This window comes from Brachybacterium sp. P6-10-X1, from assembly GCF_001969445.1.
GTDB lineage: Bacteria > Actinomycetota > Actinomycetes > Actinomycetales > Dermabacteraceae > Brachybacterium.
In genome coordinates this window covers 56,480-80,586 of sequence record NZ_CP017297.1, presented here as the reverse complement: position 1 = coordinate 80,586, position 24,107 = coordinate 56,480, and the positions used below count along the sequence as shown (strand labels likewise).

25 protein-coding genes and 1 riboswitch are annotated in these 24,107 nt (G+C 73.0%); of the genes, 17 read left to right on the top strand and 8 right to left on the bottom strand.

Features of this window, described 5'->3' with window-relative positions; genetic code table 11:
- Positions 1-52 precede the first annotated feature (52 nt).
- Complete coding sequence (locus tag BH708_RS00345) at positions 53-340, bottom strand: FmdB family zinc ribbon protein (RefSeq protein ID WP_076805671.1); 288 nt, start codon at positions 338-340, stop codon at positions 53-55.
- A 129-nt stretch (positions 341-469) separates the two neighbouring features.
- Between BH708_RS00345 and BH708_RS00340 the strand changes: the two genes are divergently transcribed.
- On the top strand, positions 470-817 hold the full coding sequence (locus BH708_RS00340; protein WP_076805669.1) for a hypothetical protein: 348 nt from the start codon (positions 470-472) through the stop codon (positions 815-817).
- Here the strand turns inward: BH708_RS00340 and BH708_RS00335 are convergent.
- Positions 804-1,541, bottom strand: coding sequence for a TetR/AcrR family transcriptional regulator (locus BH708_RS00335; RefSeq protein WP_076805667.1), 738 nt, complete (start codon positions 1,539-1,541; stop codon positions 804-806). The genes BH708_RS00340 and BH708_RS00335 overlap by 14 nt on opposite strands.
- Positions 1,542-1,647: 106 nt before the next feature.
- Here BH708_RS00335 and BH708_RS00330 point away from each other — a divergent pair, with 106 nt between their 5' ends.
- The 8 genes from BH708_RS00330 (at position 1,648) to BH708_RS00295 (ending at position 10,031) form a co-directional block, all read left to right on the top strand.
- Positions 1,648-2,682 (top strand): NAD-dependent epimerase/dehydratase family protein, encoded by a 1,035-nt coding sequence (locus BH708_RS00330; protein ID WP_083713138.1) that lies wholly within the window; start codon positions 1,648-1,650, stop codon positions 2,680-2,682.
- Positions 2,679-3,113 carry a hypothetical protein gene (locus BH708_RS00325; protein ID WP_076805665.1) on the top strand — a complete coding sequence of 145 codons (435 nt, stop codon included), beginning with the start codon at positions 2,679-2,681 and terminating at the stop codon, positions 3,111-3,113. Before BH708_RS00330 ends, BH708_RS00325 begins: the two co-directional genes overlap by 4 nt.
- Positions 3,114-3,181: 68 nt before the next feature.
- Positions 3,182-3,844, top strand: coding sequence for a GrpB family protein (locus BH708_RS00320; RefSeq protein WP_076805663.1), 663 nt, complete (start codon positions 3,182-3,184; stop codon positions 3,842-3,844).
- A 41-nt stretch (positions 3,845-3,885) separates the two neighbouring features.
- Positions 3,886-4,611: a DUF899 family protein gene (locus tag BH708_RS00315; RefSeq protein ID WP_076805661.1), complete on the top strand. Its 726-nt coding sequence runs from the start codon at positions 3,886-3,888 to the stop codon at positions 4,609-4,611.
- Between the two features lie 83 nt (positions 4,612-4,694).
- The gene (locus BH708_RS00310) at positions 4,695-6,014 is read left to right on the top strand and encodes a sensor domain-containing protein (RefSeq protein WP_083713137.1); all 1,320 of its coding nucleotides are present in this window, start codon (positions 4,695-4,697) and stop codon (positions 6,012-6,014) included.
- Positions 6,002-6,643 (top strand): response regulator transcription factor, encoded by a 642-nt coding sequence (locus BH708_RS00305; protein ID WP_076805658.1) that lies wholly within the window; start codon positions 6,002-6,004, stop codon positions 6,641-6,643. Before BH708_RS00310 ends, BH708_RS00305 begins: the two co-directional genes overlap by 13 nt.
- A 396-nt stretch (positions 6,644-7,039) precedes the next feature.
- The gene (locus BH708_RS00300; RefSeq protein ID WP_076805656.1) at positions 7,040-9,358 is read left to right on the top strand and encodes a DUF222 domain-containing protein; all 2,319 of its coding nucleotides are present in this window, start codon (positions 7,040-7,042) and stop codon (positions 9,356-9,358) included.
- Positions 9,261-10,031 carry an FAD-dependent monooxygenase gene (locus BH708_RS00295; protein ID WP_253705426.1) on the top strand — a complete coding sequence of 257 codons (771 nt, stop codon included), beginning with the start codon at positions 9,261-9,263 and terminating at the stop codon, positions 10,029-10,031. Before BH708_RS00300 ends, BH708_RS00295 begins: the two co-directional genes overlap by 98 nt.
- 56 nt (positions 10,032-10,087) lie before the next feature.
- Here the strand turns inward: BH708_RS00295 and BH708_RS00290 are convergent, their stop codons facing one another.
- Positions 10,088-10,687: a trans-aconitate 2-methyltransferase gene (locus tag BH708_RS00290; RefSeq protein ID WP_076805652.1), complete on the bottom strand. Its 600-nt coding sequence runs from the start codon at positions 10,685-10,687 to the stop codon at positions 10,088-10,090.
- Positions 10,688-10,826: 139 nt separating this feature from the next.
- Between BH708_RS00290 and BH708_RS00285 the strand changes: the two genes are divergently transcribed.
- Positions 10,827-12,050 carry a glycosyltransferase gene (locus BH708_RS00285; RefSeq protein WP_076805650.1) on the top strand — a complete coding sequence of 408 codons (1,224 nt, stop codon included), beginning with the start codon at positions 10,827-10,829 and terminating at the stop codon, positions 12,048-12,050.
- Positions 12,047-12,841, top strand: a complete 795-nt coding sequence (locus BH708_RS00280; protein WP_083713134.1) for a PIG-L family deacetylase — start codon at positions 12,047-12,049, stop codon at positions 12,839-12,841. The genes BH708_RS00285 and BH708_RS00280 overlap by 4 nt, the downstream gene beginning before the upstream one ends.
- A 6-nt stretch (positions 12,842-12,847) precedes the next feature.
- On the opposite strand, the gene BH708_RS00275 is transcribed toward BH708_RS00280, so the two are convergent.
- Both BH708_RS00275 and BH708_RS00270 read right to left on the bottom strand, forming a co-directional pair.
- Positions 12,848-13,567 carry an endonuclease/exonuclease/phosphatase family protein gene (locus BH708_RS00275; RefSeq protein WP_076805649.1) on the bottom strand — a complete coding sequence of 240 codons (720 nt, stop codon included), beginning with the start codon at positions 13,565-13,567 and terminating at the stop codon, positions 12,848-12,850.
- A 5-nt stretch (positions 13,568-13,572) separates the two neighbouring features.
- Entirely contained in the window at positions 13,573-14,631 is a 1,059-nt protein-coding gene (locus BH708_RS00270) for an ADP-ribosylglycohydrolase family protein (RefSeq protein WP_253705425.1), read from the bottom strand.
- 72 nt (positions 14,632-14,703) lie between these two features.
- On the opposite strand from BH708_RS00270, the gene BH708_RS00265 reads away from it, so the two are divergent.
- The 6 genes from BH708_RS00265 (at position 14,704) to BH708_RS00240 (ending at position 21,586) form a co-directional block, all read left to right on the top strand.
- Positions 14,704-15,591, top strand: coding sequence for a hypothetical protein (locus tag BH708_RS00265; protein ID WP_253705424.1), 888 nt, complete (start codon positions 14,704-14,706; stop codon positions 15,589-15,591).
- A gap of 60 nt (positions 15,592-15,651) precedes the next feature.
- Positions 15,652-17,682: a M13 family metallopeptidase gene (locus BH708_RS00260; RefSeq protein WP_076805645.1), complete on the top strand. Its 2,031-nt coding sequence runs from the start codon at positions 15,652-15,654 to the stop codon at positions 17,680-17,682.
- Positions 17,679-18,251 (top strand): hypothetical protein, encoded by a 573-nt coding sequence (locus BH708_RS00255; RefSeq protein ID WP_076805644.1) that lies wholly within the window; start codon positions 17,679-17,681, stop codon positions 18,249-18,251. Before BH708_RS00260 ends, BH708_RS00255 begins: the two co-directional genes overlap by 4 nt.
- A 22-nt stretch (positions 18,252-18,273) precedes the next feature.
- A riboswitch (TPP riboswitch) is annotated at positions 18,274-18,381 on the top strand.
- A 46-nt stretch (positions 18,382-18,427) separates the two neighbouring features.
- A complete protein-coding gene (locus tag BH708_RS00250; RefSeq protein WP_076805643.1) occupies positions 18,428-19,009 on the top strand; it encodes an ECF transporter S component in 582 nt (193 codons plus the stop codon).
- Positions 18,987-21,107, top strand: a complete 2,121-nt coding sequence (locus BH708_RS00245) for an ATP-binding cassette domain-containing protein (RefSeq protein WP_253705423.1) — start codon at positions 18,987-18,989, stop codon at positions 21,105-21,107. Before BH708_RS00250 ends, BH708_RS00245 begins: the two co-directional genes overlap by 23 nt.
- Before the next feature lie 47 nt (positions 21,108-21,154).
- Positions 21,155-21,586, top strand: a complete 432-nt coding sequence (locus BH708_RS00240) for an ankyrin repeat domain-containing protein (RefSeq protein ID WP_253705422.1) — start codon at positions 21,155-21,157, stop codon at positions 21,584-21,586.
- Between the two features lie 30 nt (positions 21,587-21,616).
- Here the strand turns inward: BH708_RS00240 and BH708_RS00235 are convergent, their stop codons facing one another.
- The 3 genes from BH708_RS00235 to BH708_RS00225 are packed head-to-tail and all read right to left on the bottom strand — an operon-like array spanning position 21,617 to position 24,097.
- Positions 21,617-22,126, bottom strand: coding sequence for a GNAT family N-acetyltransferase (locus BH708_RS00235; protein WP_076805639.1), 510 nt, complete (start codon positions 22,124-22,126; stop codon positions 21,617-21,619).
- Positions 22,119-23,180 carry an alpha/beta fold hydrolase gene (locus tag BH708_RS00230; protein ID WP_076805637.1) on the bottom strand — a complete coding sequence of 354 codons (1,062 nt, stop codon included), beginning with the start codon at positions 23,178-23,180 and terminating at the stop codon, positions 22,119-22,121. Before BH708_RS00230 ends, BH708_RS00235 begins: the two co-directional genes overlap by 8 nt.
- A complete protein-coding gene (locus BH708_RS00225) occupies positions 23,177-24,097 on the bottom strand; it encodes a phosphotransferase (RefSeq protein ID WP_076805635.1) in 921 nt (306 codons plus the stop codon). The genes BH708_RS00230 and BH708_RS00225 overlap by 4 nt, the downstream gene beginning before the upstream one ends.
- Between the last annotated feature and the right edge of the window lie 10 nt (positions 24,098-24,107).

The window sequence follows — 24,107 nt, the reverse complement described above, 5'->3', positions numbered from 1 at the left end:
TCCTTCCACAGCGACGGGCCGAGGGGCGGCGCCGTCAGGTCCGGGGCCGGCGTCAGGGACGCGGCAGTCTCACGTGGCGCGGGTCGTGCGTGGTGTGAGCTGGACGGGAGGGCCCGGTGCCGGGCACCTGGTCGACGACGGTCGGGGCCTGCGCGCTCGACTCGGCACGGTCGATGAGGCGTGCTCGCGGTGATCCGAGGTGGCCGAGGGCGGGCGAGCTGATCAGTCTCGAAGCCGCTGATCCGCACTCGGGGCAGACCGCGCTGCGGTCCGCGGCGGCCAGCGGCATCATCAGCTCGTGCAGATGGGAGTTCTCGCAGCGGAATTCGTACAGCGGCACGCCGACCTCCCTGTGACACAGCCCATACGGTGTCCTCATCGTAGGAGCCGCGGCCCGAAAGGGCCAGCAGAGCGCCGACGGGAGAAGAGGCGGCGTTCGTCCGTCGGCCCCCGTTCGTAGGGTCGCCGCATGACCACGAGAGGATCGATCCTCACGCACCCCACCGGCAGCACCGTCCAGGACGAGCGGGAGCGGATCCGCGCCCATCTGCTGGATCTGCGGCCCGAGCTCGCCGCGCTGATCGAGGTGGGCCCGAGCGGAGCCCTGCTCCTCCCCCTGTCCGCAGGACGGGCGATCGAGATCGGGCGGATGCGGCGGCGGGGGCGGGCCCGCTGGGTGGTCGTCTCCCCGGAGGCCGACGGGGCTCGTCTGCGCGACCCGACGTCGCTGCTGTCCGCCGCACGTCTCGCCGTGGCCGCCTGGGAGCGCGGGGGCCGACGGGGCCGTGAAGAGGCGGAGCGGCTCAGGCCGCGATGACGAGGTCGGCGAGCATCTCGACCTGGCTGCCGAGGATCTGCTCGCCGACCGCGACGGCGTCAGCGCCCAACTGCCCGAACACGTGGGCGCTGATGACCCCTACGAGGCTGCTCCAGGCCGTCACGGCGCGCAGGGCGACGACGGGGCCCGCCTCGACCGCGAACTCGGCGAGGTGCTTCTCCAGCAGCGCCCGCACCTCCGGGGTGACCGGTACGGCAGGGCGCCCTGCCCCAGAGTCCACCGCCCCGCCCGGCCCCTCGGCGCCGGCCGCATCGGCGGCGATCGCGAGCACCGCGGCCATGACTCGGGTGCCGTCGAAATTGGTGCTCTCCGCCGGGGCGTCGTAGTCGGGCACCGGGGTGCCGTACAGGAGGGTCCAGCGCTCGGGGTGTGCGATCGCCCAGCGCGCCATCGCCCGCGCCAGCGCGAGAAAGCGCGTGCGCGGATCCCGGCCCACCTCATCGAGCGCCGCGTCCACGGTGTCGGCGAGATCGCCGTAGGCGTCGACGATCAGCAGGGTCAGCAGCTCCTCGCGACAGCTCACGTAGCGATAGATCGCCGAGGAGACCATGCCCAGGCCGCGGGCGATCTCGCGCACGCTGAGGCCCGCCGCGCCGCACTCGGCGAGCTGCTCGTTGCCGAGCTCGACGATGCGACCCAGGGTGCGCTCACGGGCGACGGCACGCGGGGTCGCAGGCCGCTGATCCGTTCCGGTGACCTTCATGATCCCATCCTCCCACAAAACCGAGAGCACCGCTCTTGACGGGAGACCGAGAGCAGTGTTCACTGCTTCTACAACCGAGAGCACTGCTCACATCATGGAGGTCCTCATGCATCACCTGGTCATCGGAGAAGGACAGATCGGACGCGCCGTCATCGACCGCGCCCTCGCCGACGGCGACACCGTGACGGTGCTGCGCCGCACGCCCCGGGAGCCCGCGCCGGGCGTCCGCCGCGTCGCCGGAGATCTTCTGGACCCCCAGGCGCTCACCGAGGCGCTCGAGGGTGCCGAGGCGATCCATGCGAGCTTCCATACGGTCTACGACGCCCGCGCCTGGCGGCGCGAGCTGCCGCGGCGCGAGAAGGCCGTGCTGGACGCGGCTGCGGAGCGCGGGATCCCCGTCGTCTTCCCCGAATCGATGTACGGCTTCCAGGGCGAGGCCTCCGACCTCGTCGAGGGCGCCGGGCCGTCGCCGCGGGACGCGAAGGGCGAGGTGCGCATCGAGCTGCTCGCGCAGCGCCGGGCGCATCCGGCGCGCACCGTGAGCGTGGTCGCCTCGGACCTCGTCGGCCCCACCGCCGTGGGCACCGGCGCCGCGGTCGCCAGCGCCATGGTCATCGAGCGGATCGTCGCCGGCTCCCGGCCGATCATCTACGGCGATCCGACGGCGCCGCACACCCTGACGCACATCCCGGATCTCGCCGCGGCCATGCTCCATGCGGGCCGCCACGCCGAGCGTCTGACCGGCGCGGGCAGCGACGTCGTGCTCCATGCGCCGTCGGCCCCGGCCCGGCCGCAGACCGATCTGCTCGCGGAGGTCTTCAGGCTGACCGGGGCGCCGCCCCGTCGGCCGCTGCGGATCCCCCTGGTCGCGATGCGGGCCCTGTCGGGCGTCAACACCTTCGCCCGGGAGCTCGCGGGGATCTCCGGGCTCTGGTTCGCGCCGAGCGTGCTGCGGCCGGGGATCCTCACTCTCGAGGAAGGGCTGGAGCCGACCAGCTGGGAGGAGGCCGTGCGGCAGACCGTCGAGCAGGCGCGCACCGCCCGGGCCCAGGACGCACCGCAGGGATCGGGGGCCGCGCCGCGGGGATCAGGGGCCGCGCCGCGGGGATCGGGGGCCGCGCCTGTTAGCGTCCAGCCATGAGTGAGTCCGCGAACATCCCGGATGCCGCCGGCAGCGGCGCCTCCCGCCACATCGACGTCGTCATCGAACGCCCCTGGCGCGAGGTCTACGACTACGCGGCCGACCCGCGGAACCTTCCCCGCTGGGCGGCGGGCCTGGCCGGCAGCGAGGTCCAGCGGGAGGTGACGCAGTGGTCGATGAACTCCCCGATGGGGCGGGTGCTGGTCAGCTTCGTCCCGGAGAACCCCTACGGGGTGCTCGACCACACCGTCACCCTCCCCACGGGCGAGTCGGTGCTGAACCCGGTGCGGGTGATGGACCTGGAGGAGGGTCGCTGCGAGGTGGTGTTCACCCTGCGGCGCGGCACCATGAGCGAGGCGGAGTTCGCCCAGGACGCGGCGGCCGTCGCCGAGGACCTCGCCACGCTGAAGGAGCGGTGCGAGGCGGGCTGAGAAATCGGTGGCGCCGCGGCGGCTCCCCTTCTACCCTGGAGAGCTTTGCTCACCCCGAGGAGGCCTCGATGACGCCGTTCCACCCCGACTATCCCGCCGAGCTCACCCGTCGGCACGTCGACGGGGACGACGTCGGGCGCAGCGCCTTCGTCCGGGACGACTGGCCGCCGACCACACCGATCGAGATCGTCGAGCCCGACCCGGCGTGGCCCGCCCGCTTCGAGCAGCTGCGCGTGCGCCTCGACGGCGCGCTCGGTGCGGTCGCCCGACGGATCGAGCACGTCGGCTCCACGTCCGTGCCCGGACTGCCCGCTAAACCGATCCTCGACATCGACGTGCTCGTCCAGGACACGAGCGCCGAGGAGACCTACGTGCCCGCCCTCGAACGGATCGGGGCGACGCTGGTCATCCGGGAACCGTGGTGGAACGGCCACCGCATGCTCATCACGCCGGGCGGCGGTGCCAACGTGCACGTGTTCCCGACCGACGCGCCCGAGCCCCTGCGGCACGTGCTGTTCCGCGACTGGCTGCGGACGCACCCGGCGGACCGGGAGCTGTATGCGCGCGCGAAACGGGACCTCGCCGTGAGCACCGCCGAACGTCCCGTGGACTACAACCTCGCCAAGAACGAGGTCATCGACGACATCTACACGCGAGTGTTCGCCGTGGAGCCCGCCCGCCACCCGGCATGGCCCGACGGGCCCCTGGTGCTCCGCGCTCCGCAGGGATAGCGTGGCCGCTCAGGACGAGCCGTCCGACGAAGGAAGCCGCCATGCCCGAGACGTCGCCTACGTCCCCGCAGACCCCGGACCGACCCGCCTCTCACAAGGCCCATCGACCTGCCGCTGTCCCGCCGGTCGTCGACCGCGAGGACTTCGAGCTCGCCCTGTCCCAGCAGGTCGTCCTCGACAAGGAAGTCACCCGCGCCGGCGATCGCGCGGCGGCCGCTCGCAGGCGACTGCCGATGGTGGAGGTGCCCGACTACGAGTTCACCGGCGAGGACGGCCCCATCCGGCTCTCGGAGCTGTTCGGCGAGCACTACCTCCTACTGGTCCAGAACGTCATGTTCGGCCCCGACTGGGAGGAGGGCTGCCCCAGCTGCACCTGGGCGGTCGACAACCTGCCCACCCAGGGCGGCCGACTGGAGGACGAGGGCATCGCCTTCGCGATGATCTCCCAGGCCCCGATCGAGAAGCTCCGCGCCTGGCGCCTGCACCGCGGCTGGCCGCACACCTGGGTCTCCTCGGGCGGGACCGGCTACCACGACGACTGGGGCTGGACCCTGCGTGGCGAGGACGGCGGATACTCGGGCCCGGTCCCGGGCTACTCGTACTACCTGCTGCACGGGGGGCGCGTGTTCCTCACCTATGTCACGACGGCGCGCGGCACCGAGGCGATCCTTCCCGTCGCCCAGATCATGGATCGCACCGTCTACGGACGCCAGCAGGATTGGGAGGACTCCCCGGAGGGGTGGCCGCAGTACCCGACCTACGGGTAGGGGTGCCTTGTCGGGCCAGCCCGACAGCTCCCGACCCGGTGGCAGGATGGGGCCGACGAGCAGATCGCGCCACAGTAGGGGACATGACCACGATGACCATGCCCGAGACGGCACCGATCTCCCCCTCACAGCGCTGGTCCGTCGGCCGTTGGGCCGCTCGGATCGGCCGTTTCCTCGCCTATGGGCTGATCGCGCTGCTGCTGGGCGTGGTCGGCTTCTCCCTCACCCTCTCCCTTCTCGTCGCCGGGGTCTCCACCGTCGTCGTCTGGGTCGGGCTGCCGATCCTGGTGGTGGGCGTCCTCGTCGCCCGCGGCTTCGCCGCCGCCGAGCGCGCCCTCCAGCCCGTCCTCCTCGGCGACGAGCTGCCGACGCCGACCGCGAAGCGCGTTCCGGAAGGTTCCGGCTGGATGCGGCGCCTGCTCGTGCCGTTGACCGATCCGCAGTCCTGGCTCGACGCCCTCTGGGTGCTGGTGAACTTCCTGCTGGTGCTGATCACGTTCCCGCTGGCCATCGCCTGGACGGTCGGGGCGATCGGGACCGTGGGCGGACCACTGAGCACCGTGGTCCTCGCGCAGGTGCTGCCGGGGGCGGAGATGAACGGCCTGGGCGAGCTGCTGGGCTTCACCGGCTCGCTCGCGATGGTCGTCGACATCGGGCTGCAGGTCGCCGGCGGACTGTTCTTCCTGCTGACCGTGGGACCGCTGGTGCGGGGCCTGTCCGCACTGCACCGGGGCGTGGCCCGCGGACTGCTCAGCTCCCGCTACGAGGATCAGCAGCGCCTGCTGCGCACCCAGGAGTCCCGGGCCGCAGGTCGCAGCGCCGAGTCCACCGCCCTGCGCCGCCTCGAGCGGGACCTGCACGACGGGCCGCAGCAGCGCCTGGTGCGGGCCTCGATGGATCTCGCGAGGGTCGAAGCGCTGGCCGCGAACGATCCGGAGAAGGCGCAGATCGTGCTGCGCGAGACGCGGGAGCAGCTCGGACTGACGCTCGACGATCTGCGCCGTCTCTCGCGCGGGATCGCCCCGCCGATCCTCGTCGACCGCGGACTGTCCGCCGCGCTGACGGAGCTGGCCGCGATCTCCCCCGTGCCCACCACCGTGCAGAGCCCGGACCTGGACCTGCCCGAGCACGTCGAGATCGGCATCTACTACGTGGTCTCGGAGTCCCTGACCAATGCCGCCAAGCACGCCCGCGCCGGGTCGGTGCGGGTGGAGGTCGACCGGATCGGGGATGATGCCCGGGTGAGGATCCAGGACGACGGGCGCGGCGGCGCCGGAATGCGCACCGGCGGCGGGCTCGCCGGTCTCGCCGGGCGCGTCGCCTCCCTGGAAGGACGGCTGACAGTGCACTCCCCCGCGGGCGAGGGCACCCGGGTCGAGGCGGTGATCCCGTGCGGGTCCTGATCGCTGACGATTCCGCGCTGCTGCGCGAGGGCCTGCGGCTCCTGTTCGAGGACGCGGGGCACACGGTGGTCGGGACGGCGGCCTCCGGCACCGAGCTGGTGGCACGTGCGCTGGAGCTGCGCCCCGAGCTGGTGATCTCCGACATCCGCATGCCGCCGAGCCACACCGACGAAGGCCTGCGGGCCGCGCAGGAGATCCGCCGGACCTGGCCCGAGGCGCCGATCGTGCTGCTGAGCCAGTACGTCGTGGTGGGCTACGCGACCGAGCTGATCGAATCCGGCGAGCGCGCCACGGGTTATCTGCTGAAGGACCGCGTGTTCGACATCCGGGCGTTCCTGGAGTCGGTCCAGCGGGTGGCCGACGGCGGCGTCGCCATCGACCCGGACGTGGTGGGTCAGGTGATCGCCTCGCGGCGCCGCTCCCCGCTGGACGAACTGACCCCGCGCGAGCGCGAGGTGCTGGAGCTGATGGGCGAGGGCATGACCAACGCCGGGATCTCGCAGCGGCTGTTCATCAGCGGCGGTGCGGTGGAGAAGCACACCCAGCGGCTGTTCGCGAAGCTGGGGCTCAGCGAGGACGCGAGCGTGCACCGCCGGGTGACGGCGGTGCTGACTCTGCTGGGGCGCTGACCTCGTCGGGCGACAGCGCCGTCGGAGCGTCGGGACCGCCGGAACACCGGAGGCTCTCTGCGCACCCCACGATGCAACCTTCCTCCCCCGGTGCAGGTTCTCCACAATACTGATCGAGTTCTTGACATGAACGCTGAGAAAATCACCCCTTCCTGATCACGCGCTCGCAGACGCACCCCTGAGGAACCTCCGAGAATCGGGCCACACACAGCAGGCCGGAGCGAGATCACTGCCGGGACGGCCCTCCACGACCCCCACAGGTCCGCCCGGGCGGCCGAACACAGACCTTCCTCCACACACCCATCTTTTCCACCGCTGCATCCACATCTTCTACGTTATCCACAGCTCCAGCGTTTGGCCTTCACTCCGGTTTCGAACGTGCGTACGCTTGATGGCATGGACACGGCGCGCAGCGGGGATCGTCCCGACGAGGAGGAAGCGATCATCGATGCTGCCTCGTCGGGCGGCGACCTTCTGAGCGACGTCGCCGGTCGGCTCGCCGAGTTCGACGGCAGCGCCGGAGCACGGGTGGTGCTCGCCGAGATCCTCGCGGCCACGCTGCAGGCCTTCACGCTGACGACCTCGGTACGGGACCCGCTGCCGAGCACGGCCCCGGGAACTGCCGAGGAGTCCCTCGCCGTGCTCGGCGGCCTCGACCAGCTGACGTCCTCCCTCGCCGCCCTCGACGCGAAGTGGCAGGTCCGCGCCGAGCAGCGGATCCGCGAGGACGACGCGACGCAGGAGGTGCGCAGACCTCAGCAGGGCAAGGGTGCCGCCCACGAGATCGGGCACGCCCGCCGCGTCTCCTCCGCCTCGTCCTCCTTCTCTCTCGCATCCGCCCGGCGCCTGGTGGCCCAGATGCCGGAGGTCCACGGCGCCCTGCGGACCGGACGGTTGCCCGCGCGCACGGCGTCGACTCTGTCCCGCGCCCTGTCCCAGGCGGACCCGGACACCATCGCCCGCCTCGACGAGCTGGTCGGCGCGAACCCGATGGCGCTCACGGGTGCCGGGGAGCGGAAGCTGCGCTCCGAAGTGCAGATGCTGATCCAGCAGCTCGAGCCCGAGAAGTCCCGTGATCGAGCCGAGCGGGCCGCGCGATCCCGCCACGTGACGATGACGCCGCTGGCCGATGGAATGGCCCAGGTCAGCGCCGTGCTGCGCGGGATCGATGCGGCCGGCGTGATGCAGGCCCTCCACCGCAGGGCCGAGTCCCTCCGGGCGGCCGGGGCGAAGGACTCCGTCCTGGCGCTCGAGGCGGACCTGCTCGTGGACGCCACCCTTCGCAGCGGCGCACCGGACGCCGGAACGCCGGGAGGCGAGAAGCCCGATGACGGAGCATCGCTGCGCCCCCGCACGACCCCCGGCCTCGACGTCGGCATCGTCATCTCCGACACGGCCCTGTTGGGTCGCGACGACCAGGCCGAATGCGCCCGGCTCGAGGGATACGGCGCCATCCCTGCTCACATCGTCACCGATACCCTGCACGGCACGCCGCCCGGGTACCTGGCCGGTTCCGAGGAGGCCTATCCCGAGCAGTCCCATCCCGACGAGGCGGTGTCGGCCGTCTACCGCCGGCTCTACATGCGCCCGAGCACCGGCGAGCTGGTCGGCATGGAGTCGAGGGCACGGGCATTCCCCGCCGGACTCGCCCGGATGATCCGCTGGCGCGACGCCACCTGCCGCACCCCGTGGTGCAACGCGATCATCCGGCAGGTCGACCACGTGACGCCGCACCACCGCAGCGGACCGACCAGCTTCGACAACGGCCAGGGCCTGTGCGTGCGCTGCAACCTGCTCAAGGAGCTCGGCCTCTGGGTCCTCACACCGCTGGCCCAGGACGGGCCCGGATCACCCGATGCGCCGATGGTCGAGGCCGACGCCGACGCCGATGCCGATGCCGATGCCGATGCCGATGCCGACACCACCGAGGCAGGCACCGACGAGCGCGGCACCGGGACCACCGGCGCCTCACCGTCACATGGATGGGCATGGACCAGCCCCCACGGCGCGCAGGGGATATCTGTCACGCCGCGCCTGCTGGGTTCGGCGCTGATGGACGCCGCACGGCCCGGCCGAGGGCCGCAGCGACCGGACAACGGCACCGCGGATCCTGGCGACGCGCCCGAGGGTCCTGGCGACGGGCCCGAGGGTCTAGGTCCCCAGGACTCGCCTGGTCCCATCGGCTCGGCGGATCCCACCGGCTCACCGGATCCCGACGGTTCCGACGACACGCCGGAAGCGCCGGACCCCGCAGTAGGGTCGGACCGATCAGCATCATCGCCACAGACGTCTCGGCGACCGACCGTTCCCTGCGAGGAAGGCACCACGTCCCATGACACAGCGCTGGAGGATCCGTGTCCTCGGCGCGGGCGTGGCCGGGCTCGCGGCCGCGATCGCCCTCGCCGCCGACGGGCACGACGTCGAGCTGATCGACGAGAGCTTCGCCGTCCCGACCGTGGGGACGTCCCTGGGGATGTTCGGCTCCGCCCAGCGGGTGCTGCACCGGTTCGGGATCCTGGAGGCGGTGCAGGAGGTCTCGGCCTCTCCGCGCCAGGGCTCGCTCATCGGGGCGGATTCGCGGGTGATCGCCACGGTCCCCGCCGGGGACGCTCTCCTCGTGGCTCGCTCCGATCTGGTACGGATCCTCCAGCAGGCGGTCCCCGGCACGGTCCGGATCTCCCGACGACGGGTCGAGGACGTGCGCCCATTGCGTGAGGACGCAGATCTGCTCCTCGGAGCGGACGGCGTGCACTCCCTCGTGCGCCGCTCCGGATGGCCCGGATCCGCAGCACGCAACCACGGGTTGACCGTGCTGCGCGGGACCGCAGACATCGACCCGCCCGAAGTGGCCGAGACCTGGGGCGGAGGCTGGCTGGTGGGGATCACCCCGCTGGCCGGCTCCGGCAGGGACGACGCGGGACCGGCCGGCACGAACTGGTTCGCCTGCCTCCCGGAGCATCGCACCCCGTCGGTGGCGGAGGACCTCGCCCATCTGCGCGCTCTCGTCGGCGGCCGGCGGGCGCCGATCGACGAGCTCCTGGGGGCGGTCCGTGCGGAGACCACGCTCGTCCACGGCATCCATTCCGCCCCTCCGGTCCATCCGGTGCGGCAGAACGTGGCACTGCTCGGAGACGCCGCCCACGCGATGGCACCCAATCTCGGGCACGGGGCGAACACGGCTCTCGAGGACGCCGACGCGCTCGCCGCCTCCCTGCGGGACCGCAGCGGCATACCGGCCGCTCTGCGCGCCTACGCAAGGCGTCGCGCGGCGGTGGATCAGGCGTGGCGACTCGGCTCAGCGCTCATGATGCGGATGGCGATGATGCGATCGGGGGCGGGCGCCCGCGACCGGGCGCTCCGCGGTATCGCGAGCCTCGGCCCGCGCTGATGCAGAAGGGTCCGCCGTCCGTGCCGAGGCGAGAACTCAGCGCGGCGGGCGCGGACTCAGCGCAGCTTCCGCGCCAGGGTCGTGATGACGTGCCAGTGCTTCTTGTCCGCCATGAAGCGACCGTCCTCGTCCCGCACCGTGCGGTCGATGACCTGGAAGCCCTGGAACATCTCGTCGATCTCGTGCAGCGGGAGCGTCGCGACGTCCGAGCGATCCGCCCAGGTGTCGTTCGTGCCGAACAGGTCCACCGCCATCACGCCGCCGCGCGGCAGGGCGGCGACCAGCTTCGCCCAGGTGTCGAGCAGCGCCTCGGGCCCGAGCAACCCCAGCGTGTAGGTCGAGTAGACGATCTTCGCCGGAGGGAATTCCTCGACCTCGGCGATGTCGACATGGTGGAACTGCACCGCGCCGGGCATCCGCTCGTTCTCCACGAGACGGGCGGCCAGGGTGTCGTCGCTGTCATACGCGTGCACGGTCCAGCCGCGGCGCGCGAACTGCAGGGAATCGGCACCGGCACCGGCACCAAGATCCAGGACCACGCCCGGTTGGCGGTCACCACCGGCCGCTGCGATCGCCTTCCCCACGAGACGACGAGCAGGGCGGCCCGCCGCATGGGCGTTCAACGTCGCCCAATCCACCTTCTCCGCCGTATCCATGCAAGTCAGGCTCTATGACACCCGTGCACCATTTCAACTTCCCGTGATCCAGGACGCCCTCATTTTCGTCATGGGCGAACAGTCGACCTCCTGTCGGTCCGATACCCACCCCCGGTGGTGCCCGCCTAGGATGGCGGGCATGCCTGTCGACGCTCTGCGCATCGCCGCGATCTCTCTGCACACCTCGCCCGTCGAGGAACCCGGCGGCGCCGATGCCGGCGGTATGAACGTCGTGGTCCTGGAGCAGTCCCTGGCGCTGGCCCGGCTGGGCCATGAGGTGGACCTGTTCACCCGGCGCCGCGATCCGGATTCCCCCGACGTCGTCGAGATCGCCGAGGGCCTCCGCCTCCACCACGTCGACGCCGGTCCGCCCCAGCCTCTCGCCAAGAGCGATATGGAGCAGGCGATCGCGCCGTTCCGGCGAGCCCTGCATCCGCTCCTGGCCGAGGGCTCCTACGATCTCGTCCATTCGCACCACTGGTTCAGCGGCGTCGCCGCGCTCCCGGTGGCCCGCGAGCTGCACCTGCCTCACCTGCAGTCGTTCCACTCCGTCGCCGCCCCCGTCGGCGCCGAGGACCTCGGGGCCGGGGAGCCCGCGGAGTCCTCCGGCCGCATTCCCGGCGAGCAGTTCGTCGCCACCGGCTCCGATCTGGTCGTCGCCGTCTCCGACGCGGAGGCCGGTACGGTCGCCGAGCGCTACGGCGTCCCCGGTCAGCGGCTCAGCGTGGTGCGCCCCGGCGTGGACGTGGACAGGTTCCGTCCCTGCGCCGACGTCGGATCCCGTCGACAGCGTCCGACGCTCCTGTTCACGGCACGGCTGCAACCGTTGAAGGCTCCCGACCTGGCGCTGGAGGTCCTCGCCCACCTCGATCCCGCCCTCGGGGCCCGCCTGGTCCTCGCCGGAGGCGTCTCACAGGATTTCACGGACTACCTCGCCGAGCTGCGGGACCGCGCCGAGGAGCTCGGGGTCGCCGATCGTGTCGAGTTCGTCGGCTCGCTGGGCCGGGACGAGCTCGCCGAGGCGATGCGCTGCGCCGGGGTGCTGGTGCTGACCAGCTGGTCCGAGACCTTCGGCCTGGTGGCTCTCGAGGCACAGGCCAGCGGCACCCCCGTCGTCGCCTGGCGCTGTGCGGGCGGCGTGCAGGAGGCCGTCGATCCGGGCCAGGGCGTGGTGCTGACCAGCCGCGATCCGGACGTGTGGGCCGAGGCGGTGCAGTCCCTGCTCGGCGAGGCCGAGCCCTACGACGCCGCGGTGCGCTCCGCCCGGGCGTACGCCGCCACGCGCACCTGGGAGTCCGCCGCCGAATCCCTCGCAGCGCTGTACACCCGCGTCCTCGAGCCCCACGGAGGAACCCGAGCATGAGCCGCCCGACCATCAGCCCCGACCCGTGGCAACTGCTCGAGGACGCCTCCACGGCGCTGATCGTCCACGCCCACCCCGACGACGAATCCCTCTCCACCGGCGCCCTGCTCGCCGCGCTCAGCGCCGCCGGCACCCGCATCGAGCTGGTGACAGCCACCCGCGGTGAGGAGGGCGAGGTCGTCCCCGGTGCCATCGCCGGCGACGAGGAGCGTCCGCTGGAGCTGATCCGACAGCGCGAGATCGACGCCGCCGTCGCGCACCTCGGCCTCGCCGCGCGCCACCTGCTCGGCACCCCGCCCGCTCTCGCCCCCGGCGTCCCGCCCCGCCACTATCGTGATTCCGGCATGCGATGGATCCGTGAAGGCCTCGCCGGGCCCTCCCCCAGCGCCGGGCCCGACAGCTTCACCCACCGTCCGCTCGAGGACGCGACCGACGACCTGGTCGCGCTGATCGAGCACCTGCGCCCCGACGTGGTGATCGGCTACGACGACGAGGGCACCTACGGGCACCCCGACCACGTCCGGGCCCATCACGTCACCGCAGCGGCCTGCGCCCGCAGCGGCACCGTCCGGCTCGAGGTCTCCAGCGCGCCCAAGGGGTCGGTCCCCGCCACGGGCGGCTTCAGCTGGCGCGAGCACCCCGGCACCGCCGAGGTCGTGCGCGCAGCGGCGGATTCCTATCGCACGCAGCTGACCGTCCTCGGCACCGACGACGAGGGGATCCGGATCCGCCACGTCGGGGGGCAGGACGACGTCATCGCACTGCGGACCGGGCTGCGCGTCAGCGCATGAGGCGTCTCAGACCGTGACGTCCAGCAGCGACGGCAGGTGATCCGATGCCCCGGCCAGGCGCTCGGCGGGGACCCTCGTCGTCGAGGTGACCGCCTGCGCGGCCCGCACCTGCACCCCCGCCGTGGTCAGCACCGCGTCGATGCGCCGCACCGGGTCCGCTGCGGGGAAGGTGTGCTCGGTCTGCACGGCCTGGTCGCTCAGCAGCGGCTCGAGCGCTTGCCGGGCCGCCCCGTCGGCCGTCTCGTTCAGGTCCCCGCCGACGATCGCCGGGGCCCCCGCCCCCTCGACGAGATCGCGCAGCTGTGCCGCGTGGGTCAGTCGGTTCTCCTCCTGCAGCGCCAGATGGGTCGAGGAGACCACCACCTCCCCGCCGCCGGGCACCGAGAGCCGCACGGCGGCGATCCCGCGCGGGTAGGTCGAGTTCAGATCGGTGATCCGCTGCGGCACCGGCGCCAGCCCTCGCCGGATCACCTGGGCGACGACATCGTCGGTGGCGAGGACCGCCAGCCCCCGCCCGCCGAGGCCCCCGAGGAGCACGCGGCGGTCGATCTGGCGGGCCAGCCAGGACAGCCTCGCCGTCGGCAGCACGAGGCGGGGCGCCTCCTGCACCAGCACGATGTCGGGCCGCAGATCCTGGAGGGTCTCGACGAGAGCGTGCAGGTCGCCGCGCAGCTCCCACAGGTTCCAGGTGACGATCCGCAGCGACCAGGGGTCCCGCTGACTCATCACGCTCAGCGCCTCTCGTCCTCGACGGCCGCCATCGGGTCGAGCAACCGGTCGACCAGTCCCCACAGCTCCTCGATCTCATAACCCGGCCAGCCGAACAGCACGCGCCGCCACTCCGGCGGCACGGCCTTGGGGCCGAGCGCGGCGCCGATCAGGGAGCCGGTGATGCAGGCGACGGTGTCCGTGTCGTATCCCGCGCGGGCCGCGGCCTCGAGGGCGGCGACGAGCGTGTCGCGCTGGGCGAACTTCCCCTCCGGGATCGGGCGGACCCCGGTCACCGCGGCCCAGGCGGCCTGGAAGGCGCCGACCACCCAGCCGTTGCGGCGGAACTGCGCAGGAGTCGCGGTCTCGGCCTCCACGATCCGCTCGGTCCACAGCTCGCGGCGGTCCTCGGACAACCGCGACAGCCCGCAGCGCACGTCGATCTCGCCCGTGAGGATCGCGTGGCGCACGGCGAAGCCCCACAGCAGGCAGGCCTCGGTGGTGTCGGGGTGCACATGTGTCAGACGGCACACCACCTCTATGCCCTCGGCCGCGTCGTCGTCCGAGGACAGCAGGTACGGCAGCACGGCGGCGTGGGTGCGCATGAGCGATCCGTTGCCGGCGTTGGCCGGGAGCTCCTCGTGCGCGGCGAGCGCCGCCGCCCGGAAGTCGGCCGCACGCGGGGCGTAGTGGCCGCTGTCGCGAGCGGACTCCGCGGCGCGGCGGATCACCTGCGAGGTGAGCGTGCCGATGTCCGGGGTGCCCAGCGACCACGAGTACCACTCGCGGGCGATCTGGTCCTGCGCGGACTCCATCCGCAGGTCATGACGGTCGGGCGTGGAGATCGCGGCCTCCAGCACCACGATCGCCATGGCGGTGTCGTCCGTCCACTCCCCGACCTGCCAGCCGAGCACCCCGCCACCGATCATGTCGATGTCCTCGGAGTCGACCACCGGGGCCTGGAACTCGTAGGGGGCGCCGAGCGCATCACCGGTCGCGGCCGCGACCACCGATCCCGCCGCGCGCCGTCGCTGCTCAGGGGTCAGCCCGGTGTCCGTCGTCATCGCCGCGTGTGTGCTCACGTGATCATCGTTCCACACCCGCTTCCGCGCTCCCTGATCCCAGTACCCTGGAGGGGACATCGAAGGAGCCCCATGACCGAGATCCCCGGCAGGTCCACGGACCAGCCTGCCGACGTCCGCACCGACGTCCCCGCGGGCGCCGCGCCCGAGAACGACCCCCAGGGCGGAGACCCGCACGACCACAGCGACCCGCACGGACACGGGGACCCGCACGACCACAGCGACCACGAACATCCGCCGACCGGGGCGGACCTGGTCCAGGACCTGGTCAAGGGTCTGTCGATCCTCGCACTCCTCCTGCCCGTGCTGGGCGTGGTCCTGCTGCTGGCGATCCTGCCGCTGGCTCCCACCAGCCCCGCCGCGCTGCTGCTGGGCATCGGTCTGGGCGCCGCGCATCTCGCCGCCCTCGTGGTGACCAGCATGTTCGTCGCCCGGACCCGGAAGCAGCTGGCGGTGAACCCGGGGCTGCTCGCCGTGCGCAGCATCCTGGAAGAGGTGCTGCGCGTCGCCGCCGTGCTGCTGGCGCTGCTGCTGTGGCCCGCCGACATCCGCGCCGAGCTCGGCGTGTGGGTCGGAGCCGGGGCCGCCCTGGTGTGGCTGGCCCTGGCGACCGCGCAGACCGTCTCCACCCGGCGCCGCATCGCCCGACCCTCGGAGTGGTCCCAGGACGCCGTGGCCACCCTGCTGTCCGAACGGGTCGGGGCCCGCGGGGCCGTGCTGATGCGCCTGCTGGACGTCGTGGGCACCGTCACCTTCCACATCGGCGCGACCGTGCTGGTGATCCTCTCCCCGGTGCTCGTGATCGGCACCGCGGTGTTGTCGATCGGCTCCGGCCTGTCCACGCTGGTGCTGCAGCGCCGCGCGCCCGCGGAGCGCTCGCGCACCCCCTGGGCCTACGCCCCGCTGGGGATCGGCCTGCTCACCCTGGCCCTCGCCTCGCTCGGGCTGGTCGGGCTCTGAGCCGCCGGCCCCGATGACCCGCGTGACCCACCCCACCCCACGACCCCGCAGGAGCCGATGATGACCACTGCCCCCACCGCCCTCTCGTCCACCAGCCACTCCGGCCTCTCGCTGGGCGAGGTCGACCTCGCCGTCCGCCTCCAGGACGACCTCTTCGGCCACGTCAACGGCCGCTGGCTCGCCGCCCACGAGATCCCGGCGGACCGGTCGAGCGACGGAGCGTTCCACCAGCTGCGCGACCTCTCCGAGGAGCGGGTCCGGGAGATCATCGAGGAGGCCGCCGAGGAGGTCGACGCCGCGGACCCCGCCGTCGCCCCCACCACGGATCACGGTCGCGTGGGCGCTCTGTACCGCATGTTCATGGACACCGAGGCGATCGAGAGCGCCGGCATCGCCCCGCTCGAGGACCTCCTGGCCACCGTGAGCGCGAGCGCGGACCTCCCGGCGATCACCCGCACCATGGCCGCCCCCGACTCCGGGACCAGCGCGCTGCTGGCCTACGTCTGGACCGACGACCACGACTCCTCCAGCTACCAGGTCAAGCTCCACCAGGGTGGGCTCGGCCTGCCCGATGAGTCCTACTACCGCGAAGAGCACTACGCCGAGATCCGCGAGGCCTACGTGGCCCACCTCGCGAACCTCGCGCGCATCGCCCGCCTGCCGGGCCGGGACGGTCTGCTCGCCGGCGGAGCCGAGGAGCTCGCCGGCGCGGTGATGGACTTCGAGAGCCGCCTGGCCGCCTGCCATGTCGACGTCGTCCGCCTGCGCGACCGCGAGAAGTCCTACAACCCGATGGACGACGCCCAGCGCCGCGAGCTCGCGCCGGCTTTCTGCTGGGATGCCTACTTCGAGGGCTCCGGGGCGCCCGCCGCGGCCGTCGAGGTGGTCTCGATCGGCCAGCCGGAGTTCGTCTCCGCCGCCGCCGAGCTGCTGGCCGGCCAGGACTTGGCCGTGCTGCGGACCTGGCTCGCACTGCACACCGTCGGCGCCTACGCCCCGTACCTGGGCGCGGCCCTGGTCGAGGAGGACTTCGCCTTCTCCGGCAAGGTGCTCTCCGGCGCCGAGGAGCTGCGCGAGCGCTGGAAGCGCGCCGTCGCCTTCGTCGAGGGCGCCGTGGGCTTCGCCGTCGGCCGCGAGTACGTCACCCGCCACTTCCCGCCCTCCCACAAGGAGCGCATGACCACCCTGGTCGACGCGCTGATGGACGCCTACCGCGACTCGATCACCACGCTGGAGTGGATGACCCCGGCCACCCGCTCGACGGCGCTGGCCAAGCTCGAGAAGTTCACCGCGAAGATCGGCTATCCCGAGCACTGGCGCACCTACGACGGCCTCGAGATCGTCCCCGGCGACCTGGTCGCCACGGTGCGCGCCTCCCGCCGCTTCGACGCCGACTTCGAATACGCGAAGGTGGGCGGCCCGATCGACGAGACCGAATGGCACATGACCCCGCAGACGGTCAACGCCTACTACAACCCCGGCGCCAACGAGATCGTCTTCCCCGCCGCCATCCTCCAGCCGCCGTTCTTCGACGCGGAGGCCGAGGACGCCGTGAACTTCGGCGGCATCGGCGCGGTCATCGGCCACGAGGTCGGCCACGGCTTCGACGACCAGGGCTCCAAGTACGACGGGGACGGGAACCTCGTCTCCTGGTGGACCGACGAGGACCGCGAGGCCTTCGACGCCCGCGCCGCCGCCCTCATCGCCCAGTACTCCGAGCTCTCCCCGCGCGAGCTCGATGACGTCCACCGCGTCAACGGCGCCCTCACCATCGGCGAGAACATCGGTGACCTCGGCGGGCTCTCGATCGCACTGAAGGCCTACCGCGGCAGCCGGACGCCGGACGACGCCGACGCGGTCCTGGACGGCTTCACCGGGCTGCAGCGGGTGTTCCTGTCCTGGGCGACGGTGTGGCGCGGCAAGAACCGCCCCCAGGAGGCGATCCGCCGCCTCGCCGTGGACCCGCACGCCCCGATGGAGTTCCGCTGCAACACCGTGGTCTCGAACCTCGAGGAGTTCCACCAGGCCTTCGACGTGCACGCGGGCGACGGGATGTATCTCGCCCCCGAGGACCGGGTGGCGATCTGGTGAGCGGCAGACCGGACGCTCCCTTCTACGTCGGCACCACCCGGCCCTCCGGGGTCGGGTGGACCCGCATCGGCCTCACCGCGCTGGCGGGCGTGATCGTCACCCTCCTGATGGCCTCTCGCAGCTCCCTGCTGGCCGCCGTGGTGATCGCCGGCCTGTTCGCGCTGCTGACGCTGTGGACCTGGATGGGCCAGCACTGCCGCTTCCTCGTCGACGAGCGCGGCGTGACCGTGAGCCTCGGCGGTTTCCTGCCGCGGCCCAGCTGGCCGCTGGAGGACTTCCGCACCGTGCAGTACCGCACCCTGGCGGCGAACACGGTCGGCGTGACCCTCGGCGGCTACGGCTGGCGCCGGGGGAAGGCGACCTCCTCCACCCGCCCCGAGCTGGCTCCCGTCGGCGACCGGAAGATCTTCACCACCGGGCAGACGCAGCAGCCGCACCGGATGATGGTCACCCGCGCCGGCACCATGGTCGAGATCATCGGCCGCTCCGGCACGAACTACCTGCTGTCCCCCGAGGACGTCGACGCCACGGCCGAGGCGATCGACCAGGCGATCCGCTCCCGGCGCTGACGGGATAGACTGGCCCACGGTCATCCGCTGACAGGGGAGCACCACCACGGTGCTGAGAGTGCGCGATCCGGCGCAGACCCTCGAACCTGATCCGGCTCACACCGGCGTAGGGAGTCGGGATTTCCGCGAGGCGCCGACGGCGTCCCGCGCCCCTTCCGCTCGTGGAAGGAGAAGTGATGACACGCTTTCGCACCGTCGATCTCTTGGTCACCGTGCTGATCGGGGCGGCCTTCGGCGTCGCGTTCCTGGGCTACGGGCAGCTGTACACCCTGATCGGCCCGCTGACGGCGACGTTCAAACCCGCCGAGGGCCTGCTCGCCGGGATCTGGTTCCTGCCCGCCGTGCTGGCGGCCCTGATCGTCCGCAAGCCGGGCGCCGCCCTGCTCGCCGAGATGATCGCCGCGGTCGTCTCGATGCTGCTGGGCAGCCAGTGGGGCTGGGGCACCGCGGTCTCCGGGCTGATGCAGGGCGGAGGGGTCGAGCTGGCGTTCGCGCTGGCCCGCTACCGCCGCTTCACCCTGCCTGTCGCGGTCCTCGGCGGCATGCTCTCCGCCCTGCTGGAATGGGGCTGGGAGAAGATCGCCTACTACCCCGAGATGAGCTGGGCGTACTCGGTGACGATGCTGGGGTTCTTCCTGCTCTCCGGGGCCGTGCTGGCCGGCGGTCTGGGCTGGGCCGCCTCCCGCGCCCTGGCGGCGACCGGCGCCGTGGACTCGCTGCCGGCGGGACGTGAGCATGTCCGCGCCACCGAAGCCTGAGATGGCCGGGGAGCTCACGCTCTCCGGCCTCACGTGGCGGCCCCACACCCGCGCCGAGCCGACGATCGCCGGGCTGGATCTGGTGATCCCAGCCGGTCAGCGGGTGCTGCTGGCCGGGGCCAGCGGCAGCGGGAAATCGACCGTGCTGCGCGCCCTGGCCGGCCTGCTCGATCCGGAGACCGGCGAGGGGACGGGAGCGCCGGGGGCGCCCGATCGACCCGGAGCGCACGGCCTGCTGCTGCAGAATCCCGCAGACGCCCTCGTCGCCGCATCGATCCGGCGGGACGTCGCCTTCGGCCCCGAGAACGCGGCCCTGCCCCGCCCTGCGATCCGGCAGCGGGTCGCGGCCGCCCTCCCGGCGGCGCGCGTGGACCTGGATCCCGAGCGGGCACCGCTCGAGACCAGCGGCGGCCAGCAGCAGCGCATCGCCCTGGCGGGGGCGCTCGCGCTGGGGCCGGAGGTGCTGCTGCTGGACGAACCGACGAGCCTGCTCGATGCGGAGACCGCCGAGCAGGTGCGCTCGGCGATCCTCGCCACCGCCGAGGACCGCACCCTGGTGCTCGCCGAGCACAGGATCGAGCCGTGGCTCCCCCATGCCGACCGGCTCGTCGTGCTGGGACCGCAGGCCCGCATCCTGCTGGACGTCGACGCGGCCACCGCCCTGTCCGAGCACCGCGACGCCCTGGTGGCGGCGGGGATCCTGGAGGACGGGAACGGCGCATCGGCACGGGCCCGGCGCTGCCCGTCGGACGGCGACGGGCGGTCCGTCCGAGCCCACGCGGGGACCGTCGCGGCGCTGCACCGCGTCCTGGTCCCCGAGCGAGGGCTCACCCGCCCCGTCGATCTCACGGTCCGTGCGGGTCGGCTGGGCGTCCTGACCGGCCCGAGCGGGGCGGGCAAGACCACCCTGCTGCGGGTGCTGACCGCGGCGGCCCCTCCGGCCCACGGCAGCGTGCGGCGTCCTGACCTCTCGCGCATCGCGACCGTGCCGCAGGACCCCGAGCACTCCTTCGTCGCCGCCACGGTGCGCGAGGAGCTGCTCGCCTCCCCCTGGGCCGATGACGAGGAGCTGGCCGATCAGCTGCTGGAGCGCGCCGGGCTCGTGCCCCTCGCCCGCGCCAACCCCCACCGTCTCTCCGGCGGCGAGCAGCGGCGCGTCGCGATCGTCGCGGCCCTGGCCCAGAAGCCCGAGCTGCTGGTGCTCGACGAGCCCACTGTCGGCCTCGATGCCCGCCGGGGCGAGGCCGTCCTGGGACTGCTCGAGGACGCTGCCTCGCGCGGCTGCGCGGTCCTCGCCGCCTCCCACGATCCGGCGCTCATCGCCCGGGCCACGGACCGGTTCGACCTGGCGGCGCCTCCCCCGGACGCGGCGGCCCGTCCCCGCCCCCGCCGCCGGATCCCGGCCGACGCGCTGAACCCGCTGACCCTGTGCCTTATCGGGATCCTTGCGGCGATCGGCTCCTTCGCCGTCCAGACCTGGCAGGGCGGGCTGCTCGCGCTGGTGCCGCTGGTGTTGCTCGGGCCGCTCGCCGTCCGCTCGGTGCGCGGCGGTCTGCTGCGCCTGGTGCCGATCGTGCTGTCGGCCGCCTCGCTCGCCTGGACCACCGCGCTGCTGGGCGAGGCGCCGTCGCTGTCGGCGGCGGCCTGGCTGCTGGGGCTGAAGGAGGCCGCCCGGATCACCGTCTTCGTCGCCCCTGGTGTGCTGGCCCTGGGCAGCGTGGCCCCGACGCCGCTCGGCGATGCCCTGGGCGGCCGGCTGCACCTGCCCGCGCGGCCGGTCACCGCCGGCGTCCTCGCCCTGGTGCGGGTGGGCCACCTGGGCCGGCAGTGGGAGATCATCACGGCCGCCCGGATCCAGCGCGGCCTGGGTTCGGCCCGCTCGCCGCGGCTGCTGGCGAGCGCGACCCTGGCTCTCCTGGTGGACACGCTGCGCGGCGCCGAGCAGCAGGCCCTGGCCATGGACGCCCGCGGCTTCGCCGGCGCCACCGGCCGCACCTGGGCCGAGCCCAGCGAGCTGGGGCGGGCCGACGTGCTCGGAGTGCTGATCGGGCTCCTGCTGCTGGTCTGGCCCGCCGTGGCGTCAGCGATCGTCGGGTGAGCCTTACCACGGGTGCGCCGCGGCCGGGGGCGTCGTAGCCTGGAGCGGTGAACGAGGACACCCAGCCCCAGCCCACCGCCGCCGAGGACGAGGCCGTGATCGCGCTGGCGACCACGATGCTCGAGGCGGCCCGCAGCGGCGATGCCGACGCCCTGCTGTCGCTCGTCGACCAGGGCGCCCCCGTGAACCTGCGCGACGGCGGCGGCAACTCGGCGCTCATGCTCGCCGCCTATCACGGGCACGCGGAGCTGGTGCGCGAGCTCGCCGCCCGCGGCGGTGATGTGGATCTGACCAACGACCGCGGGCAGTCGCCGCTGGCAGGGGTCGCCTTCAAGGGCACCACGGACGTGGCGCGCGCCCTGCTCGCAGCGGGCGCCGATCCGCACCGAGGGGCCCCGAGCGCCCTGGAGACCGCGCAGTACTTCGAGCGCACCGAGATCCTCGCCCTGCTCGAGCAGGCCCCGCCCGTCGAGCGCTGAGCCGGAATCGCCGCAGGCGGCCCCCGGGCCTCAGCCCCGTCCTGGGCGCAGCAGCATCGGCACGTGCTCGATGCCGGCCTCGTCGAACGGCTCCCCCACCGTCTCGAAGCCGAGCCCCTGGTACCACCGCTCGAGGTAGGCCTGGGCGTCGACGTGGATCTCCGCCTGCTGATCGAGTTCACGGGCCAGGTCGATGCTCGCCCGCATCACCCGCCCTCCCAGCCCCCGACGGCGCTCCGCGGCGCGCACGGCAACCCGGCCGATGCGCAGGCCGCCGTCGGCCTCGTGCAGCACCCGGGTGTGGGCGGCGGGCTCGCGCCGGAGGCCCGCGGCCTCGGCCACCGGGCCCGGCACCTCGATCCACACCAGCGTGGTGCCCGGCTCGAGGTCGCGCCCGTCCAGATCCGGGTCGGTGGCGCCCTGCTCGAGCGCGAAGACGTCCTGGCGGAGCTTGGCGATCAGGTACAGGGTGCGGGGATCGATCTCGGCGACGGGGCCGCGTCGCAGCACCTCGTCGGGGTGGGTCACGGGCTCAGACATGAGGGCCAGGGTACCGATCGGACGCGGCGGCCGCGTCGACCATCCGCGCCAGCGATTCCCGCCACGCACCGACCATGCCCGGACCGCCGTGCCCCTCGTCCTCGATGATCACCAGCTCGCTGCCGGGCCAGGCACGGTGCAGCTCCCAGGCGGTCAGCGCGGGCCCGGAGACGTCGCGTCGGCCGTGGATCAGCACCCCGGGGACCTCCGCGAGCCGATCCATCCCGCCGAGCAGCCCGCTGCCGGCTGCGGCGCCCCACGGCGCAGCCCAGTCCGCGACGAAGCCGTCGTGGGCCCAGTAGTGGGTGACCAGGCGGGCGACGCCCCGCTCGTACGCGGTGACCGGATCGTCCGCCGCCCCGGCGTGCGGGCCGGAAGGGCCTCCGCCCCCGATGCCGATGTGCGCGTCCTCCCAGGTCATCCAGGCCCGCGCCGCGTGATCGACCAGTGCCGGGTCCGCGGACGTGACCATCCGCCGATAGGACTCCACCAGAGAGAGCCGATCAGAGGACCGGTTGTGACGGTCGTAGCCTCCGTGAGCCTCCGCGACGCGGGCGAAGGCGTCCCAGGCCTCGGGGTACAGCGCCCCGACCCCTTCGGTGATCCAGTCGACCTCGCGGCGGGAGGTGCTGGTCACGGCGAACAGCAGCACGCCGAGCACCCGATCGGGATGCGCCTGGGCGTAGGCGAGGGCGAGGGTGCTGCCCCAGGAGACGCCCTCGACGATCCACGCCTCGATCCCCCGGTGCTCGCGGAGCCGCTCGAGGTCGGCGACCAGGTGGGTCGTGGTGTTCGCGCTCAGGTCCACCGGCCCGGGGCTCCCGGCCGACGGGGTGGAGCGCCCCGCCCCGCGCTGGGAGAGGCCGAGGAGCCGGCTGCGGTCCGCCGGGACGCTGCTGCGGTACCCGGGGGTCAACCGGCCGCCGGGTCCTCCGTGGAGGTACAGGACGGGCACGCCGTCGGCGGCGCCGCTCTCCTCCCAGAGGATCTCGTGGCCGTCGCCGACCGGCAGCAGGCCGGAGGCGGTGACGGAGGGCGGGTCGATCGGTGTCATTCCTCGAGCTCCTCGCGCAGGCCCTCGAGGGCGATGCGGTCGTCGTCGGTGCCGGTGTGCGGGGTCCGGAACCATCGCATGTACTCCTCGATCTCGCTGAGCGTCCACTCGTGCGCGAACAGCTCGAGCATCTCCGCGTCGGCGCCCTGAGCGCGCTGCACGGGCTCCGGCAGCGTCACGAGGTCTCGCTCGCGCGGGGCCGCGGCGAGCGTCTCCCAGTCCACCAGGAGAAGGGTCCCCTCCTGCGTCAGCATCTGGTTCGCCCAGTGCGGTTCGCCGTGCGTCGGCACCCGGTGCGCGGCTCGGACCTCCTCCCGGGCCATCAGCTCGCGGTAGCGCTGCTCCACCTGCGCGATCCGCGCCAGCCCGGCGTGGACGGAGCCCCGGGCCTCCTCCCCCAGCGGCCCCGTGCGCCACGGGTCCTTCGTCGCGTCCGCGGCACGCCGGGCGAGGTCGGGTGCGACGCGGGGTGCCCAGCGCTGCAGGGCGTCGGGCGGTGCGGCCGTGTGGAGGGCGGTCAGCAGCTCGATGGTGCGGGCCAGATGGGCCTCGCCCCAGGCCTCCTCCTCGCCGGGGGTGCGCCCGCTGAGCCACGTTGTCACGCTGAGCATCCCGTGGGCGAGCTCCACGACGACGCGGCCGTCACGGGACAGCTGCGGGGCGAGGAGACCGGCGAGGCCCTTCTCCGCGAGACCGCGCGCCGACCGGTACGCCGCCTCGAAGGATCCCGCCGAGCGTGTGGGCGAGGGTTCGTCGAGCGTCGCGAACAGCGCGGGACGTCCCGCGACGTCGATCCGCCAGTGATGGGCTCCGAATCCCAGCGGCAGGTGGACGGCGTCCTCCGCCGCCGGGAGCCAGTGCTCCCGCACGGCGATCAGGACCTCGGCCGTGCCCGGGGACTCAGGAGGGGTGCGCACGGCCCCACGC

What these genes read in the sequence shown, in the direction of transcription:
- BH708_RS00340 (WP_076805669.1), top strand. Translation starts at nt 470, where the DNA reads ATGACCACGAGAGGATCGATCCTCACGCACCCCACCGGCAGCACCGTC.
- BH708_RS00335 (WP_076805667.1), bottom strand. Translation starts at nt 1,541, where the DNA reads ATGAAGGTCACCGGAACGGATCAGCGGCCTGCGACCCCGCGTGCCGTC.
- BH708_RS00330 (WP_083713138.1), top strand. Translation starts at nt 1,648, where the DNA reads ATGCATCACCTGGTCATCGGAGAAGGACAGATCGGACGCGCCGTCATC.
- BH708_RS00325 (WP_076805665.1), top strand. Translation starts at nt 2,679, where the DNA reads ATGAGTGAGTCCGCGAACATCCCGGATGCCGCCGGCAGCGGCGCCTCC.
- BH708_RS00320 (WP_076805663.1), top strand. Translation starts at nt 3,182, where the DNA reads ATGACGCCGTTCCACCCCGACTATCCCGCCGAGCTCACCCGTCGGCAC.
- BH708_RS00315 (WP_076805661.1), top strand. Translation starts at nt 3,886, where the DNA reads ATGCCCGAGACGTCGCCTACGTCCCCGCAGACCCCGGACCGACCCGCC.
- BH708_RS00310 (WP_083713137.1), top strand. Translation starts at nt 4,695, where the DNA reads ATGACCACGATGACCATGCCCGAGACGGCACCGATCTCCCCCTCACAG.
- BH708_RS00300 (WP_076805656.1), top strand. Translation starts at nt 7,040, where the DNA reads ATGGACACGGCGCGCAGCGGGGATCGTCCCGACGAGGAGGAAGCGATC.
- BH708_RS00290 (WP_076805652.1), bottom strand. Translation starts at nt 10,687, where the DNA reads ATGGATACGGCGGAGAAGGTGGATTGGGCGACGTTGAACGCCCATGCG.
- BH708_RS00285 (WP_076805650.1), top strand. Translation starts at nt 10,827, where the DNA reads ATGCCTGTCGACGCTCTGCGCATCGCCGCGATCTCTCTGCACACCTCG.
- BH708_RS00280 (WP_083713134.1), top strand. Translation starts at nt 12,047, where the DNA reads ATGAGCCGCCCGACCATCAGCCCCGACCCGTGGCAACTGCTCGAGGAC.
- BH708_RS00275 (WP_076805649.1), bottom strand. Translation starts at nt 13,567, where the DNA reads ATGAGTCAGCGGGACCCCTGGTCGCTGCGGATCGTCACCTGGAACCTG.
- BH708_RS00265 (WP_253705424.1), top strand. Translation starts at nt 14,704, where the DNA reads ATGACCGAGATCCCCGGCAGGTCCACGGACCAGCCTGCCGACGTCCGC.
- BH708_RS00260 (WP_076805645.1), top strand. Translation starts at nt 15,652, where the DNA reads ATGACCACTGCCCCCACCGCCCTCTCGTCCACCAGCCACTCCGGCCTC.
- BH708_RS00250 (WP_076805643.1), top strand. Translation starts at nt 18,428, where the DNA reads ATGACACGCTTTCGCACCGTCGATCTCTTGGTCACCGTGCTGATCGGG.
- BH708_RS00245 (WP_253705423.1), top strand. Translation starts at nt 18,987, where the DNA reads ATGTCCGCGCCACCGAAGCCTGAGATGGCCGGGGAGCTCACGCTCTCC.
- BH708_RS00235 (WP_076805639.1), bottom strand. Translation starts at nt 22,126, where the DNA reads ATGTCTGAGCCCGTGACCCACCCCGACGAGGTGCTGCGACGCGGCCCC.
- BH708_RS00230 (WP_076805637.1), bottom strand. Translation starts at nt 23,180, where the DNA reads ATGACACCGATCGACCCGCCCTCCGTCACCGCCTCCGGCCTGCTGCCG.